We start from the raw sequence: 15,322 nt of genomic DNA, 5'->3' as shown, positions 1-15,322 counted from the left end.
TGAACGTGCCGTCAGGAGCTTGGATTCTGCAACCAAGCTGGAATGTCCATCTTGGCGTGCAGCACCCGCCACACATCGATATGGTCGGTCTGTTCAAGATAGAAAATCAGATATGGATAGCGTTTGAGTTGCGCGCTACGCAGACCAGGCAACCCAATTTCGTAGCCATACCTCAGAGAGCCTGATGCCGGATGGCTGGCTATCAATTTGTAGGCGTTTTGAAGATCCTCGACATAGCCCAACGCCATATGCGAACCAACTTCGCGGGCATAATAATCAACAGCGTCATCGATATCCCGCAGAGCGCGGGTTCGGGGAATAATTGCCTTTGCGGCCACCTAATTTATTGGCCCTGCGCTCGTTTTCGCAGCGCGGCGAAATAATCATCGTCGACGGGAGCGCCCGGTGTGGATGATGCGCCCTCGATGAGCAAACCGCGCAGAAGTTGACGATCCTGATCGTGGCGGATCAATTCACGCACATACTCGCTGCTCGTGCCATAGCCGCGATCCGTCACCTGCTGATCGACAAAATGCTTCAAGCTTTCTGGCAGCGAGATATTCATGGTGCTCATTCAGCCATTTTATAGCGTATGGCAAAAATTGGCAATCCTACGCACCGGCCCTAGCTGGCTCCATGGTCTGAAACGTGGCAAGTGCTGCCTTCAGCCCTTCGGGACCCATAGCCACCGTTTCCGGTGTCGGCGAGAAGCCGGCGCCGAGCATCTTGCGGCCAAGCATGTGGTCGCCGGGGCGGTTGACCGATTCGATGCCGAGCAGCCGGTCGCCGGCATAGTGGTAGATCGAGAACTTGTTGTCGGGCAGGTCGCCCAGCACGACGTGGCTGTCGCCGCCGGCGGTCAGGCCGACCATCTGCAGCTTCATGTCGCCAATGTCGGACCAGAACCACGGCACCGCCGAATAGGCGTCCGCGTGGCCGGTGATCGTGCGTGCGGCAAGCCGCGCCTGGTCGGTGGCGTTCTGCACCGATTCCAGGCGCACGTCGCCGCCGGTGAACCAGTGCCGGTAGGAGGCGGCATCGCCGATCGCCAGGATTTCCGGCGCCGAGGTCCGCATCTGGTGATCGACACGAATGCCGTTGGCTATGGCGAGGCCGGAGGCCTGCGCCAGTTCGACGTTCGGCACGGCGCCGATGCCGACAATGACCATGCGTGCGGGCAGCCTTTCACCGGACGAGGTGACCGCAGCCGTGACGTCGCCGTTTTCGCCCTCCAGCCTTGCAATGCTGGTGCCGGTGAGGATGCGCACGCCGATCGTTTCCAGCCTTAGCCGTACATGGCTCGCCACGACCGGCGCCACGGCGCGGCCGAGCAGCCGGTCGACCGCCTCGACCACCGTAACCGTGCGGCCGGCTGCCCTGAGCGTGGCGGCGATCTCCAGCCCGATGAAGCCACCACCGAGGATGACGACCTCGTCGCTCCGCACGCTGAGATCGCGGATCAGCCGCGCATCGGCGAGCGAGCGCAACGACACCACGCCGGACAGATCGGAGCCTGGCAGCGGCAGGGTGCGCGGCCGCGAGCCAGTCGCCAGGATCAGGTGGTCGAAGGCAAGCGAGCCGCCGCCGGCAATGTCCAGGAGCCGTCCGCCGGCATCGATCCGGTCGACCTTGACGCCCGGCCGATAGTCGATCGCGCTGCCGCTGTAGAAGGCTTCGCCGCGCAAGGGCTGTGGTTTCGCCTCGGCATCCTTGATGAAGGTCTTGGACAGCGGCGGCTTGTGATAAGGCAGCTCGTTCTCGTCGCCGACGAGGATCACGGGCCCGTCATACCCCTCCTCGCGCAGGCTGGCGGCCGCTTGCACGCCCGCATGACCAGCACCGACAATGACCACACCGTTCTTCATCGCAGCCCAAATTCCCCCGACAGATTCTAGGACGTCTCGCCAGTTGGCATCTGCCTGACACCGTCGCGAGAGTATGCGTTCGGGTCGCACCCGGAATGGCGTCTGTCAATCATGCGGTTCCACGGCGCGAGTGACACTGGAGGTGCGGTTAAAGTTGACAGTTGTAGTTTAGAATAATTCTAAACTGTTGTTTCAATTGAATTTTATCTCTTTCGCCAGTTGACTTCCAGCGGCGCCGACGCTTTATGGAGGGCTCGCGCATCAAGCGCATCCCTTTGATGTCTGGGCCTTGAACCCTTTCGATTGGAGGCATTTCGGTGTCTTTCTTACGCCAGCCGCGCCGTCGCGTGGTCCCTGTCCCCTCCGGTTGCATGCACATGCCCTGGCATGGGCCGTCCGTTGCCGCGCCATTGGCGCCGGCTTTTCACTGAATTTCGAGGAGATAGCTGTCATGAGAGCAATGATCACGGCACGGTATGGCGCCAGGCTTGCAGCGATCGGCGCCACGGCGCTGCTGACGGCGGCGGTGTTCGTGTTGCCGGCCAAGGCGGAAACCGACGTGAAGACGGTCATCAAGACCTATGCCGATATCGGGCTCGCCAAATATGAGGACTCGCTGACCACGGCGCAGGCGCTAGACAAGGCGGTCGACGCGCTGCTCGCCAAGCCCTCGGTCGAAACGCTCAATGCGGCTCGCGAAGCCTGGAAGGCGGCCCGCGTTCCCTACCAGCAGACCGAAGTCTACCGGTTCGGCAACAAGATCGTCGACGACTGGGAAGGTGAAGTGAATTCCTGGCCGCTGGACGAAGGCCTTATCGACTATGTCGCCAAGAGCTACGGCAGCGAGTCGGACGCGAATTCGCTCTATACGGCCAATGTGATCGCCAACAAGGAGATAGAGATCAACGGCAAGAAGGTCGACGCCTCGAACCTGACGCCGGAATTCCTGTCCGGCACGCTGCAGGAAGCCGGCGGCATCGAAGCCAACGTCGCCACCGGCTATCACGCCATCGAGTTCCTGCTCTGGGGCCAGGACCTGCACGGCACCGGTCCGGGTGCCGGCGAGCGCCCTTATACCGACTACGATCTCAAAAACTGCACCGGCGGCAATTGCGACCGCCGCGCCCAGTACCTGAAGTCGGCGAGTGACCTTCTGGTCTCCGACCTGCAGAAGATGGTCAACGACTGGAAGGAAGACGGCGCCGCGCGCAAGAACCTCGTCGATGGCGAACCGAACACCGCCATCTCGATCATCTTCACCGGCATGGGCTCGCTGTCCTATGGCGAACTGGCCGGCGAGCGCATGAAGCTTGGTCTGCTGCTGCATGATCCGGAAGAGGAGCATGACTGCTTTTCCGACAACACCTACAACTCGCATCTCTACGACGCCGTCGGTATTCGCGCCGCCTATCATGCCAGCTATGCAAGGCTCGACGGCACCGTTGTTTCGGGTCCTTCGGTGTCGGATATGGTGAAAGCGGCCGATCCGGCGATCGACAAGGAGCTGTCGGACAAGCTCGATGTCAGCGTCGCCAGGATGGAGGCGATCAAGGCGCGGGCACTGGCCGGCGAGGCCTATGACCAGCAGATCGCCGAGGGCAATACGCAAGGCAACGCCACCGTGCAGGCAGCGATCGACGCACTGGTCGACCAGACCAAGTCGATCGAACGCGCTGTCGGCTCGCTGAAGCTCAACAACATTGCCTTCGAGGGCTCCGACAGTCTCGACGCGCCGGACAAGGTGTTCAAGTAAGAGCCGTCATGGCATGGCCCCGAACCGGAGGTCCGCGCAAGCGAAAGAGTGGAAGCCGGTTTTCGGAGAAGGTCGCGCCGACCAGGAAATACCAGCCAAGCGGTGCGGGAGCGCCGTCAGCCAGAGCAACGTAATGCTGATCTGCCATTGCAACATCATCACCGAGCAGGAGATCGAGCAGACGATCGTCGGTCTGCTGGATCAGGACCCCTGGCAACTGATCGTGCCGGCGAAGGTCTATCACGCCATGCACAAGCGCGGTCGTTGTTGCGGCTGCTTTCCAAATGTGGTCGAAACGATCATTCGGGTTACCGAAAATTACCACGCCCGCTCGGAGGCGAGCGGCGTGGATGTCGTTTCACACCTGGATCGCGTCAGAGGCCTGCGCGTCCAATACGGGAGCAGAACCTATGAAAGGCGAAAAGCTGATCATCGAGCGGCTTAACGAGGCTCTGTTTCTGGAGCTCGGTGCTGTCAATCAGTACTGGGTGCATTTCCGTCTGCTTGAAGACTGGGGATATGCCAAGCTGGCAAAAAAGGAACGCGCGGAATCGATCGAGGAGATGCACCATGCCGACCGGCTCGTGGCTCGCATCATCTTCCTCGAAGGCCACCCGAACCTGCAGTCCGTGGCGCCGCTGCGCATCGGGCAGAATGTGAAGGAAGTGCTCGAATCCGATCTCGCCGGCGAGTATGACGCGCGCACGGCATACAAGCGGTCGCGCGAGATCTGCGAGGAAGCGGGCGACTACGTGACGATGAAACTGTTCGAGGAATTGCTGGCTGACGAGGAGGGTCACATCGACTTCCTCGAGACGCAGCTCGACCTGCTTGCCTCGATCGGCGAGGAAAAATACGGCCAGCTCAACGCCGCATCGGCGGACGAGGCGGATTAAGGGCATGGAATGCGGCGCCTGCTAGAATTCGTGCGCCGCTTGCGGCGGGCCGAAGGCTCGCCGCTCCGTCAGAAAACACCAGCCAGGTTGGTCGGCAGGCGCTGCCTCATCTTCGTGGTGGCGTTCACCTCTTCCGCGATGGCCGGCGGCCCTCAGCCTCCCGGCCTCGCCACCACGCGCACCGACCTCGATGCGAAGGATCAGGCGCGCGTCACCGCCATCGTCAGGCCGACCACTGATTTTTCCAAACCCGAACAGTTCGAACTGATGCAAGGCGGCGCCGGCACGTCCAGAAAGGACGTCAGCCGCGATTCCTTCTCGCAATCCTCGGCCAACATCACCTTCGAGGAAGAGGGCACCTTCAAGCTCGGCAACGCCCTTTTCCGCAAGAACTGGGTGTCGTCGCCATCCTCGACGCAGGCATCGGACGGCCTTGGTCCGCTGTTCAACGAACGCGCCTGCCAGAACTGCCATCTTAAGGATGGCCGCGGCCATCCACCGGAAGGCGGCGCCGGCACCACGTCGATGTTCCTGCGACTGGCGCGCGAGGCGAGCAGCGCGCAGGAGAAAGCCGCGCTTGCCGACCACAAGGTGCTCAATTTCCCCGACCCGGTCTATGGCACGCAGTTGCAGGAACTGGCCGTGCCCGGCCTGCGTGGCGAAGGCAGGATGCATGTCGACTACCGGGAACGGAAGGTGACGCTGGCGGGAGGCAGCGTGATTTCGCTGCGTAAACCCACCTATTCGGTCGCCGATCCCGCCTATGGACCGCTTGATCCGCGCACCACGCTGTCGCCGCGCCTGACCCCACCGATGATTGGCCTTGGCCTGATCGAACAGATTGCGCCGGCGGACATCCTCGCCAACGCCGACCCCGACGACCGCGACAGTGACGGCATTTCCGGCCGGCCGAACATCGTGCGCGACGGCCAGAGCGGCGAGCCGACGCTTGGCCGTTTCGGCTGGAAGGCACAGAGCGCGTCGATCCGACAGCAGGCGGCGGACGCCTTTGCCGGCGATATCGGCATCTCGACGCCCGAAGTGCCGAAACACTGGGGGGATTGCACCGCCGCTCAGCCAGAATGTCTCGCCATGCCGAACGGCGCGCAGCAGCGCCTCGGCCCGGTCGAGGCACCGCCGCCGGTGATGGATCTCGTGACCTTCTATTCGCAGAACCTGGCCGTGCCGGCACGCCGCGGCCTCGACAAGCCGGACGTGCTGGCCGGCAAGAAGGTCTTCTACGACATCGGTTGCATTGCCTGCCACACGCCGAAATTCGTCACCCGTCGCGACACGCCCAACAAGGCGCAGGCTTTCCAGCTGATCTGGCCCTATTCCGACTTCCTGCTGCACGACATGGGACCTGATCTGGCCGATGGCCAGGCCGTGGGGGAGGCGACAGGCAATGAATGGCGCACGCCGCCGCTGTGGGGTGTCGGCCTCACTGAAACGGTCAACGGCAACTCTTTCTTTCTGCATGATGGCCGCGCGCGCACATTGGCCGAGGCGATCCTGTGGCATGGCGGCGAGGCGCAGAAGGCGCGTGACCGTTTTGCCGCCGCCAGTGCCACTGACCGCGATGCCCTGGTCAAATTCCTGGAGTCACTCTGATGCTGAAGCGTTCCGCACTGGTTCTCGTTCTGCCTCTGGCTCTGCTGGGCGTCTTCCCGGCGTCGGCGGCGGTGAAAGCCTCCGACATCATCCAGCGAGCGATCGATGGGTTTGTCCGCCCGGCCTATGCCAGCCTGCGCGAGCATGCTGAAACCTTGACCGCATCCGTGCGCAGGCTCTGCGCCACGCCCTCGCAAGGGAAGCTTGATGCGGCGCGTTCCGAATTTTCGGCCACGGTCGATACCTGGTCGTCAGCCGAAATCATCGGCTTCGGGCCGATCAAGGAAAGCAACCGGCTGGAGCGCATGCTGTTCTGGCCGGACCGCAAGGGCATCGGCCTGAAACAGGTGCAGGCTGCCTTGGCGGACAAGGACCCGACCGCCACCGATCCGGCTCAACTGGCCGGCAAGAGCGTTGCCATGCAAGGGTTGGGGGCGCTGGAATTCGTCCTTTATGGCGACGGCGCCGATGCGCTGACCGGCAAAGGCGGTTCCTATCGCTGCGCCTATGGCGCCGCGCTTGCCGGCAACATCGAAACCATGGCCGGCGACGTCAGCGATGCCTGGGACAAGCCGGACGGATTTGCCGCCCTTTGGGCCAATCCGGGGCCGCAGAACCCGCTTTACCGCGACGGCAACGAAGCGGTGACGGAACTGGTCGGCGTCTTCATCAATGGGCTGGAAATGGTCCGAGATGTCCGCCTGAAAGGCTTTTTCGGCGGCAAGCCGGATGCGGACAAGCCGAAACAGGCGATCTACTGGCGCTCGCAAAACACCACCAATTCACTGGCTGGAAACCTCACCGGCATCGATACGCTGTTCCAGGCTTCGAAGCTTGGCGACGCATTGCCGCCCGATGCGCGCTGGATGGCAGAATCGATCCATATCCAGCTGGTCAACGGCGTTGCCACCGCCAAGGCCGTCAGAGGTCCGATCGACAAGGCACTTGCCGATCCGGTGCTGCGCGACAAACTCGACCATTTCGCGCTGATCACCTCCAGCCTGTCGACCCTGTTCGGCACCCGGCTGACCGCCGAATTCGGCCTGACCGCCGGCTTCTCGTCGCTGGATGGGGACTGAGCATGACCCCGGAAAGTGGAAGCCGGTTTTCGGAAAAGATCACGCTCAAGAAGAGAGACTGATCCTTGAAAACGCCACTCATAGATCGCCGTGATTTCCTCAGGGCCGCCGGGGCAGGCTTCATCGCTGCAATGGCGCCATCGGCGTGGGCGAAGACGCTTGTCGCCGACGCCGTCTTCGCCACCGCCTTCGTCAAGCGCGATGGCAGTTATGGCGCCGCCGTGCTGTCCGAGGCCGGCAAGGTCCTGCATGCGATCGATCTGCCCGATCGCGGGCACGACGTCACCTTCGATCCGGTGTCGAAGCGTTCGGTGGTCTTTGCCCGCCAGCCCGGCACCTTTGCGGTCGTCTTCGATCACAACGGACGCGACGCGCCGCTGACCATCGCTAGCATCACCGGCCGGCATTTCTTCGGCCATGGCGTGTTCTCGACCGACGGGGCGCTGCTTTACGCCACAGAGAACGACTTCGACAATGCCGCCGGCGTTGTCGGCGTCTATGATGCGCGCGCGAAATTCAACCGTGTCGGCGAGTTTCCGACCTATGGAATGGGCCCGCACGAGCTTCTGCTCATGGGGGACGGCAGGACGATTGCCGTCGCCAATGGCGGCATCGAGACCCATCCGGACTACGGCCGCGCCGAACTCAACATCGCGACCATGAAGCCGTCCTATGTGCTCATCGACCGCGTCACCGGCGACCTCGTCGAGAGGCACGAACTGCCGGCAGCTCTACATCAGCTGTCGATCCGCCACATGGACACCGACCAGAGCGGCACCGTCTGGTTCGGTTGCCAGTACAGAGGGGCGGCCACCGATCGTCCACTGCTGGTCGGCCGCGCCGCGCGCGGCAAGGACTTGCAACTGCTCGACATGCCGCGGGACGTGCTGACCGGCTTCCGCAACTATATCGGCTCGGTCGCCGCCAATCCGGTTGCCGGCACCGTCGCCGTCTCGTCGCCGGAAGGCAATTCGCTTGCGGTGATCGATGCGGCGAGCGGCAAGGTCGTCTCGACCAGTACATTGGTCGAGGTCTGCGGCGTGGCGCCCGACGGAACCGGCTTCATTGCGACGACCGGCGCTGGCGAGATCGTCGCGGGCAGTGGTGCGACACGCTCTGAGCCAGACTATGTCTGGGACAACCATATGCTGCGTATCGCGCCAGTCGCGTAGATGCTCTACCGGCCAGGCCGAAGCGAAGCCGCTTAACAAATTATGCACTATCCCCTTGCGGTGGCGCGCCGTGGCGGGCACAGGGAAACTGTTTCTCGAACCGGTCGTTTCATGAAAGTGCTCGCCATCGACTGTGCCGCCAATCTCTGCGCCGCTTGCGTCTATGACGCGGAGGCGAAGCAGGAACTCGGTCGCTCGGTGCTCGACCTCGGCAAGGGCCACGCCGAGCACCTGATGGCGGTCATTGCCGAGGCGCTGAAGGCGAGCGCAACCAGCTATGCCGGTCTGGGCGCCATCGCCGTTTCTGTCGGCCCCGGTTCCTTCACCGGCCTGCGTGTCGGCGTCTCGACCGCGCGCGGTCTGGCGCTGGCGTTGAAGATTCCCGCGATCGGGGTAACAACGCTCGAGGCACTGGCGGCTGATGCAGCTGTGACATTTCCGGGCCGCGCCGTGCTGGCGGCGCTCGATGCCGGGCGCGAGGAAATCCATGCCGCCCTTTACGATGAAATGTCGGTTTTGACTTACGGTCCGGCGGTGACCACGCTGGCGGATGCCACCACCATGGCGACGGAAAGCTCGTCCGTGCTTGCCGGCACCGCCGCGGCGCAGATTGCCGCATCGGCCGGGCGCGCCTTCGACATCGGCCCTCGGACGGCTACCGCCGACATTCTCACATACGCTCGGCTGGCTGCCGCCAAGGGGGAAGGCGAAAGGCCGAAACCGCTCTATCTACGCGGTGCGGACGCCAAGCCGCAGGCCGGGTTCATATTGTCGAGGCTCGGACCATGATCCCGAAAAGTGGAAGCCGGTTTTCGGAGAAGATCATGGCCAAACAAGAAAACGGAAGTTAATGCGCATACCTTTTCTCCAGCCGCGTCGCCGGGACTATGCGCTCGAGCCGCTGAAGATCGCCGACAGCCCGGCGGTCTCGCTGCTGCACCGCGAGGACTTTGTCCGCCCGTGGACCGACGGCGAATTCGCCGCCTTGCTCGAACAGGACACCGTGTTCGGCTATGCCGCGCGCGAAACCGGGCAGGGCTCCAAGCCGCCGGTCGGCTTCGTGCTGGCCAGGCTGGCCGCCGGCGAGGGCGAGATCCTGACCGTCGCGGTGGCGCGATCCCATCGCCGGCAGGGGCTTGGCTGGCAGTTGATGGATGCGGTGCTGCGCGAACTGCACGCGCAGCGTGCCGAAGCGCTGTTCCTCGAGGTCGACGAGACCAATGTCGCCGCGATCGCGCTGTATCGGCGGCTGGGCTTCCGCGAGGTCGGCAAGCGTCCGAATTATTACAAGTCGCCCGAGCGCGGCCCGACCGGTGCGCTTGTCATGCGCCGCGATCTTCGCTAGCCAGAGGCCGGGATAGGGCGATGATCAAGAAAATCAGGATTTTCCTGGCGCTGGGCCTAGTCGTTGCCGGTTCGCTGATCCTCGTGCCGTTGCAGATCCTGTCGATGAAGACCGGCTGGTGGCCGGAAACGTTCATCCTGAAGATCTGGCACAGGCTGATCATCAGGGCGCTCGGCATGCGCGTCCATGTCCACGGCGCGCTTTCGACCAAGCGCCCGTTGCTGGTGGCTGCCAATCACATCTCCTGGACCGACATCATGGTGCTTGGATCCATGGTCGACGTGAAGTTCATCGCCAGGGCGGATATGGAAGGCTGGCCGCTGATCGGCATGCTGTCGAAGCTGCAGCGCACCGTCTTCATCGAGCGCGAGCGCAAGCGTTCGTCGGGCGACCAGGCAAGCGAAATCGCCAGCCGCATGGCCAAGGGCGACGCCATGGTGCTGTTCGCCGAAGGCTCGACAGGCGACGGCAACGTCGTCCTGCCCTTCAAGAGCACGCTGTTTGGCGCCGCCTCGATGGCGATTTCGGAGGGCGCGGCGGAGCAGGTGTTTATCCAGCCGGTGGCGATCGCCTACACGCGTCTGCATGGCGTGCCGCTCGGCCGCCGGCACCGGCCGCTTGCCGCCTGGATCGGCGATGAGGACCTAATGCCACATCTCAGGGTGCTGCTGGCGGAGGGCGCCCTCGATGTCGAGGTGCATTTCGGCGAGCCGATCGCCTTTTCCAAGGGCTCGAACCGCAAGGAAACATCGAAGCTGATGGAAAGCAGGGTGCGCGAGATGATGCAGGCGGCGCTTGCCGATCCACGCCCCAGCCGTTAGCCGGGCTGCGCGTCCGCCGGCAAGCCTGACGGTGGCAGCGGAGAATCGTCTGTTTTTTGTCACGGAAAGGCGTTAGAAGCCGCCGGATGGACTTGAACACGATAGAGCGTGACGACATCGACACCAGCGCCGAAGGGATGGCCGCGCCGGCTGGAGCGACCAGAAAGGTCTTCATCAAGACCTATGGCTGCCAGATGAACGTCTATGATTCGCAGCGCATGGCCGATGCGCTGGCCGCCGACGGCTATACCGCGACCGACACCATCGGCGAGGCGGACCTGGTGCTGCTCAACACCTGCCACATCAGGGAGAAAGCAGCCGAAAAGGTTTATTCCGAGCTTGGCCGTATCCGCGAGATGAAAGCAGAACGCGCCGGCACAGGCCGCGAAATGCTGGTCGGCGTCGCCGGATGCGTGGCGCAAGCCGAAGGGGCCGAGATCATCCGGCGTTCGCCGGCCGTCGATCTGGTCATCGGTCCGCAGACCTATCACCGGCTGCCCGACGTATTGGCGCGGGTGCGCGGCGACGAAAAGATCGTCGAAACCGACTACGCCATCGAGGACAAGTTCGAGCACCTGCCACAGCCGAAGCGCGCCGAGGTCATCAAGCGCGGCGTCACTGCATTTCTCACCGTGCAGGAAGGCTGCGACAAGTTCTGCACCTTCTGCGTCGTGCCTTATACCAGGGGCTCCGAAGTGTCGCGGCCGGTGGCGCAGATCGTCGCGGAGGCGCAGCGTCTGGCGGAAGCCGGCGTGCGCGAGGTGACGCTGCTCGGCCAGAACGTCAATGCCTGGCATGGACAGGGCGAAAATGGCGAGGAATGGGGCCTTGGCCGGCTGCTGTTCCGGCTCGCCGAAATCCCCGGGCTGGCGCGCTTGCGCTACACCACCAGCCACCCCCGCGACATGGATGATGAACTGATCGCCGCCCACCGCGATCTGCCGGCGTTGATGCCTTATTTGCACCTGCCGGTGCAATCGGGGTCCGACCGCATCCTCAAGGCGATGAATCGACGGCATACGGCGAAGGACTATCTGGCGCTGCTCGACCGCATCCGTGCCGCCCGGCCGGATATCGCGCTTTCCGGCGACTTCATCGTCGGTTTCCCCGGCGAGACCGAAGCGGATTTCGAGGCGACCATGGAACTGGTGCGCCAGGTGAATTACGCCTCGGCCTTTTCGTTCAAATATTCGCCGCGCCCCGGCACGCCAGGCGCCGAGATGGCCGACCATGTGCCGGAAACCGTCAAGGATGAGCGCCTGCAGCGGCTGCAGGCGCTGCTCGTGAAGCAGCAGCAGGACTTCGGCTTGAGCCTCGTCGGCAGCACCATCGACACGCTGATCGAGAAGCCCGGCCGCCAGGCCGGCCAGAAGGTTGGCCGCTCTCCCTGGCTGCAGCCGGTTATTGTTGATGAAAAGGCCGGCGAAATCGGTGACATTATCCAGGTGCGAATCACGAAGACGGGCTACAACAGCCTGTTCGCCGAATTGGCCTGAGGGTCTCGGCAGATGAGGAGAGACGGTTGAGCGCAGCAGAGCTGAAGAACCTGCCCCCGGTACCGGCATCTGGGGCTTCTGACATGGCGCACATCGTTCTGACTTTCGACAACAACAAGCTTGCCAGCGCCCTTTACGGTCAGTTCGACGAAAATCTCGCCAGGCTCGAGCAGAAGCTCGGCGTCGACATTCGCTCGCGCGGCAACCAGCTGACCATCAAGGGGTCCGCTTCAGCCGCCGAGCAGGCACGCCGCGCCCTGGATAATCTCTACGGCATCCTGCAGAAGGGCGTGGATATCGGTCAGTCCGACGTCGACGGCGCCGTGCGCATGGCGGTCGCCGCCGATGATCAGCTGACCCTGCCGACGCTGGAGCGCAAGGGCAAGGTCTCCGCCGCCCAGATCACCACCCGCAAGAAGACCATCTATGCCCGCTCGCTGAACCAGGACGCCTATATGCGGGCGCTGGAGCGGTCGGAACTGGTGTTCGGCATCGGTCCGGCAGGCACCGGCAAGACCTATCTGGCGGTGGCGCATGCGGCGATGCTACTCGAGCGCGGCATGGTCGAACGCATCATCCTCTCGCGGCCGGCGGTCGAGGCCGGTGAGCGGCTTGGCTTCCTGCCGGGTGACATGAAGGAGAAGGTCGATCCCTACCTGCGTCCGCTCTATGATGCGCTCTACGACATGATGCCGGCCGACAAGGTCGAGCGGGCCATTGCCGCCGAGGTGATCGAGATCGCGCCGCTCGCCTTCATGCGCGGCCGCACGCTGGCGCATGCCGCGGTTATTCTCGACGAAGCGCAGAACACCACGCCGATGCAGATGAAGATGTTCCTGACGCGTCTGGGCGAGAACTCGCGCATGATCGTCACCGGCGATCCAACCCAGATCGACCTTCCTCCAAGCACCAAATCCGGCTTGGTCGAAGCCTTGCGTGTCCTCGACGGCGTGGCGGGCGCGGTGACCGTGCGCTTCAACGATGTCGATGTGGTTCGCCATCCGCTGGTGGCTGAAATCGTCAGGGCGTACGACCGGGATGCCAAGCTGGCGCGCGGCCTCGGCGCCGAGAATTGATTTTGATGATGCGGCGTCATGCCTGAGGACATAAAACCGGTCGGTGGGGAGATTTCGCTTCCCGTCGACATCGACTTGGCAGTCGAAGCGGGAAACTGGCCTGAAGAGGCCGGACTTTTGCGGCTGGTCGAACGGGCTGCCGGTGCCGCCTTCGCCGAAACCGGCGCGGCGGGACGCTCCGAACTCAGCGTCGTTTTTTCCGACGATGCCCATATACGCACGCTCAATGCGGGCTGGCGCGGCAAGGACAAGCCAACCAACGTCCTGTCTTTCCCGGCTTTTCCGTTTCCCAAGGGTGGTCCGCTGCCGCCGATGCTGGGCGATATCGTGCTGGCCGCTGAAACGGTCGCGCGCGAAGCGGCACTGGAAGAGAAGCCCTTGGAGAACCATATCTCCCATCTCGTCATCCATGGCCTGCTGCATCTCATGGGCTATGATCACGAGACCGACGCCGAGGCCGAGGAGATGGAGGCCATCGAACGCGCAGCGCTCGCAAGGCTTGCCATTCCCGATCCCTACGCGTAACTACAAAAGACCAATTGACCGGACGACGATGAACGACAAACCAGAGACTGCCGCCCGCCCCGACGCCGGCAGTGCTACCAAGGCTTCCGATACTTCGGAAGAGGGATCAAGTCCGAGTACCGTTACCGGCAGCGCTGCCAGCGAGTCTTCGCCTGCCGGTCCTTCCCTGTTCGAACGCGTTTTGGGCTTGTTCCGGCAACGCAATGGCACCAGCCTGCGTGAGGAAATCGCCGGCGCGCTTGCCGAAACGACGAGCGATACTGGCGCCTTTTCGCCCGGCGAACGCGCCATGCTCAACAACATCCTGCGGCTGCGCGAAGTGCGCGTCGAGGACGTCATGGTGCCGCGCGCCGACATCGAGGCGGTCGAGATCACGACGACGCTCGGCGATCTCCTGGGCACTTTCGAGCAATCCGGCCATTCCCGCATGCCGGTCTATTCCGAGACCCTCGATGATCCGCGCGGCATGGTCCATATTCGCGACGTGCTGGCCCACATCACCAAGATCGCGCGGGTCAAGAAGGGCCGCACGAGCAGGAAAACCCCTGCCGCCACGGTTCTCGATCTCGCGCAGGTCGACCTTGCGCGCACCATTGGCGACCTCAACCTGATCCGCCCGGTGCTGTTCGTGCCGCCGTCGATGCTTGCCTCAGACCTGATGGGCCGCATGCAGACGACACGCACGCAGATGGCGCTGGTGATCGACGAATATGGGGGCACCGACGGCCTCGTCTCGCTGGAAGACATCGTCGAGATGGTCGTCGGCGATATCGAGGACGAGCATGACGACGACGAGCCGATGATCACCCAGAGCGGTGACGGCGTGTTCATCGTCGACGGCAAGGCCGAGATCGACGATGTCGCCAAGATGATCGGTGGGGATTTCGCCGCCGGCGAACACGGCGAATATGTCGACACCATCGGCGGCATGATCTTCAACACGCTTGGCCGCGTTCCGGCCCGGGGCGAGGTGGTGCAGGCCATTCCCGGCTTCGAGTTTCACGTGCTCGATGCAGATCCGCGCCGCGTCAAGCGCGTGCGCATCGTGCAGATCCAGAAGGCTGAACGCCGCCGGCGCGCCGCCGCCCGTGCCGAGCAGGCGTGAGCCTTTCGCTCGCCCGATGACGCTCGACGACCCGTTCAAGCACTCAAGTCTGGGCTCGGGTGTTTTCTACAAGGATCCTCGTGCCGCGCTGGACTGGCTTGAAGCGGCTTTCGGCTTCGTGCGCAGCATGGTGGTCGGCGATGCCGAGGGAAAGCTCGTCCATTCCGAGATGCGGTTCGGCGACAGCTACATCATCGTCGATTCCGAATGGGCCGACTACGTCGCCAGTCCGGCTTCGGTCGGCGGCAGGAACACCCAGTGCGTCTATGTGCGCCTGAAGGATGGGCTGGACGCCCATTGCGAACAAGCCAGGGCACAGGGCGCGGAGATCCTCCAGGAGCCCGCCGATCAGTTTTATGGCGAACGTCAGTATCGGGCCCGTGATCCCGAGGGCCATGTCTGGACCTTCACGCAACCCATTCGCCTGGTTCCGCGCGAGGAGGCGGAGCGATTGGGCGGTCTGCGCATCGATGGCTGGCATCGGTAGACGGCTGGCATCGCTGTACCGGCCCGGGCGCGCTTCTCGCGGGATCACTGCCGTTTGGAGCGCGGACCGCAGCCTGTTAAATCTTGCTTCC

General features: G+C 63.4%; 17 protein-coding genes. 14 read left to right on the top strand and 3 right to left on the bottom strand.

The genetic code is table 11. From position 1 onward, the window contains the following. Window positions 1–11 precede the first annotated feature (11 nt). From AC56QP_RS14570 to AC56QP_RS14560, 3 genes are read right to left on the bottom strand one after another with little or no spacing between them, the layout of a single operon-like run. Entirely contained in the window at window positions 12–338 is a 327-nt protein-coding gene (locus AC56QP_RS14570; RefSeq protein ID WP_489859264.1) for a type II toxin-antitoxin system RelE/ParE family toxin, read from the bottom strand. A 5-nt stretch (window positions 339–343) separates the two neighbouring features. Then, window positions 344–574 carry a ribbon-helix-helix domain-containing protein gene (locus AC56QP_RS14565; RefSeq protein ID WP_489859265.1) on the bottom strand — a complete coding sequence of 77 codons (231 nt, stop codon included), beginning with the start codon at window positions 572–574 and terminating at the stop codon, window positions 344–346. A gap of 37 nt (window positions 575–611) precedes the next feature. Further along, entirely contained in the window at window positions 612–1,865 is a 1,254-nt protein-coding gene (locus AC56QP_RS14560) for an NAD(P)/FAD-dependent oxidoreductase (RefSeq protein WP_489859266.1), read from the bottom strand. 460 nt (window positions 1,866–2,325) lie between these two features. Between AC56QP_RS14560 and AC56QP_RS14555 the strand changes: the two genes are divergently transcribed. The 14 genes from AC56QP_RS14555 (at window position 2,326) to AC56QP_RS14490 (ending at window position 15,231) form a co-directional block, all read left to right on the top strand. Further along, window positions 2,326–3,618: an imelysin family protein gene (locus AC56QP_RS14555; protein ID WP_489863600.1), complete on the top strand. Its 1,293-nt coding sequence runs from the start codon at window positions 2,326–2,328 to the stop codon at window positions 3,616–3,618. A gap of 133 nt (window positions 3,619–3,751) precedes the next feature. After that, complete coding sequence (locus tag AC56QP_RS14550; RefSeq protein ID WP_489863601.1) at window positions 3,752–4,063, top strand: (2Fe-2S)-binding protein; 312 nt, start codon at window positions 3,752–3,754, stop codon at window positions 4,061–4,063. Further along, window positions 4,029–4,514 (top strand): bacterioferritin, encoded by a 486-nt coding sequence (gene bfr / locus AC56QP_RS14545; protein ID WP_489859267.1) that lies wholly within the window; start codon window positions 4,029–4,031, stop codon window positions 4,512–4,514. Before AC56QP_RS14550 ends, bfr begins: the two co-directional genes overlap by 35 nt. A 9-nt stretch (window positions 4,515–4,523) precedes the next feature. Continuing rightward, complete coding sequence (locus tag AC56QP_RS14540; RefSeq protein WP_489859268.1) at window positions 4,524–6,125, top strand: di-heme oxidoreductase family protein; 1,602 nt, start codon at window positions 4,524–4,526, stop codon at window positions 6,123–6,125. Continuing rightward, complete coding sequence (locus AC56QP_RS14535) at window positions 6,125–7,204, top strand: imelysin family protein (protein WP_489859269.1); 1,080 nt, start codon at window positions 6,125–6,127, stop codon at window positions 7,202–7,204. Before AC56QP_RS14540 ends, AC56QP_RS14535 begins: the two co-directional genes overlap by 1 nt. Window positions 7,205–7,269: 65 nt before the next feature. Then, the gene (locus tag AC56QP_RS14530) at window positions 7,270–8,376 is read left to right on the top strand and encodes a DUF1513 domain-containing protein (protein ID WP_489859270.1); all 1,107 of its coding nucleotides are present in this window, start codon (window positions 7,270–7,272) and stop codon (window positions 8,374–8,376) included. A gap of 111 nt (window positions 8,377–8,487) precedes the next feature. Continuing rightward, window positions 8,488–9,165: a tRNA (adenosine(37)-N6)-threonylcarbamoyltransferase complex dimerization subunit type 1 TsaB gene (tsaB, locus tag AC56QP_RS14525; protein ID WP_489859271.1), complete on the top strand. Its 678-nt coding sequence runs from the start codon at window positions 8,488–8,490 to the stop codon at window positions 9,163–9,165. Window positions 9,166–9,226: 61 nt separating this feature from the next. Continuing rightward, complete coding sequence (gene rimI / locus AC56QP_RS14520; RefSeq protein WP_091579544.1) at window positions 9,227–9,721, top strand: ribosomal protein S18-alanine N-acetyltransferase; 495 nt, start codon at window positions 9,227–9,229, stop codon at window positions 9,719–9,721. A gap of 20 nt (window positions 9,722–9,741) precedes the next feature. Then, window positions 9,742–10,542, top strand: coding sequence for a lyso-ornithine lipid O-acyltransferase (gene olsA / locus AC56QP_RS14515; RefSeq protein ID WP_489859272.1), 801 nt, complete (start codon window positions 9,742–9,744; stop codon window positions 10,540–10,542). Between the two features lie 86 nt (window positions 10,543–10,628). Then, window positions 10,629–12,038, top strand: coding sequence for a tRNA (N6-isopentenyl adenosine(37)-C2)-methylthiotransferase MiaB (gene miaB, locus AC56QP_RS14510; RefSeq protein ID WP_489859273.1), 1,410 nt, complete (start codon window positions 10,629–10,631; stop codon window positions 12,036–12,038). Between the two features lie 83 nt (window positions 12,039–12,121). Then, window positions 12,122–13,114: a PhoH family protein gene (locus tag AC56QP_RS14505; protein ID WP_256749320.1), complete on the top strand. Its 993-nt coding sequence runs from the start codon at window positions 12,122–12,124 to the stop codon at window positions 13,112–13,114. Window positions 13,115–13,132: 18 nt separating this feature from the next. After that, window positions 13,133–13,639, top strand: coding sequence for an rRNA maturation RNase YbeY (ybeY, locus tag AC56QP_RS14500; RefSeq protein WP_489859274.1), 507 nt, complete (start codon window positions 13,133–13,135; stop codon window positions 13,637–13,639). 28 nt (window positions 13,640–13,667) lie between these two features. Then, entirely contained in the window at window positions 13,668–14,744 is a 1,077-nt protein-coding gene (locus AC56QP_RS14495; protein WP_489859275.1) for a hemolysin family protein, read from the top strand. A gap of 16 nt (window positions 14,745–14,760) precedes the next feature. Then, window positions 14,761–15,231, top strand: coding sequence for a VOC family protein (locus AC56QP_RS14490; protein ID WP_489859276.1), 471 nt, complete (start codon window positions 14,761–14,763; stop codon window positions 15,229–15,231). Window positions 15,232–15,322 lie beyond the last annotated feature (91 nt).

The sequence above is a fragment of the Mesorhizobium sp. RCAM 05104 genome (assembly GCF_059683645.1).
This window is presented reverse-complemented; position numbering and strand designations above follow the sequence as displayed.

Bases quoted from the DNA above. Each gene is read 5' to 3' on its own strand.
- AC56QP_RS14565 (WP_489859265.1), bottom strand. From the start codon at position 574: ATGAGCACCATGAATATCTCGCTGCCAGAAAGCTTGAAGCATTTTGTC.
- AC56QP_RS14560 (WP_489859266.1), bottom strand. From the start codon at position 1,865: ATGAAGAACGGTGTGGTCATTGTCGGTGCTGGTCATGCGGGCGTGCAA.
- AC56QP_RS14555 (WP_489863600.1), top strand. From the start codon at position 2,326: ATGATCACGGCACGGTATGGCGCCAGGCTTGCAGCGATCGGCGCCACG.
- AC56QP_RS14550 (WP_489863601.1), top strand. From the start codon at position 3,752: ATGCTGATCTGCCATTGCAACATCATCACCGAGCAGGAGATCGAGCAG.
- bfr (WP_489859267.1), top strand. From the start codon at position 4,029: ATGAAAGGCGAAAAGCTGATCATCGAGCGGCTTAACGAGGCTCTGTTT.
- AC56QP_RS14540 (WP_489859268.1), top strand. From the start codon at position 4,524: ATGCGGCGCCTGCTAGAATTCGTGCGCCGCTTGCGGCGGGCCGAAGGC.
- AC56QP_RS14535 (WP_489859269.1), top strand. From the start codon at position 6,125: ATGCTGAAGCGTTCCGCACTGGTTCTCGTTCTGCCTCTGGCTCTGCTG.
- tsaB (WP_489859271.1), top strand. From the start codon at position 8,488: ATGAAAGTGCTCGCCATCGACTGTGCCGCCAATCTCTGCGCCGCTTGC.
- rimI (WP_091579544.1), top strand. From the start codon at position 9,227: ATGCGCATACCTTTTCTCCAGCCGCGTCGCCGGGACTATGCGCTCGAG.
- olsA (WP_489859272.1), top strand. From the start codon at position 9,742: ATGATCAAGAAAATCAGGATTTTCCTGGCGCTGGGCCTAGTCGTTGCC.
- miaB (WP_489859273.1), top strand. From the start codon at position 10,629: ATGGACTTGAACACGATAGAGCGTGACGACATCGACACCAGCGCCGAA.
- AC56QP_RS14505 (WP_256749320.1), top strand. From the start codon at position 12,122: ATGGCGCACATCGTTCTGACTTTCGACAACAACAAGCTTGCCAGCGCC.
- ybeY (WP_489859274.1), top strand. From the start codon at position 13,133: ATGCCTGAGGACATAAAACCGGTCGGTGGGGAGATTTCGCTTCCCGTC.
- AC56QP_RS14495 (WP_489859275.1), top strand. From the start codon at position 13,668: ATGAACGACAAACCAGAGACTGCCGCCCGCCCCGACGCCGGCAGTGCT.
- AC56QP_RS14490 (WP_489859276.1), top strand. From the start codon at position 14,761: ATGACGCTCGACGACCCGTTCAAGCACTCAAGTCTGGGCTCGGGTGTT.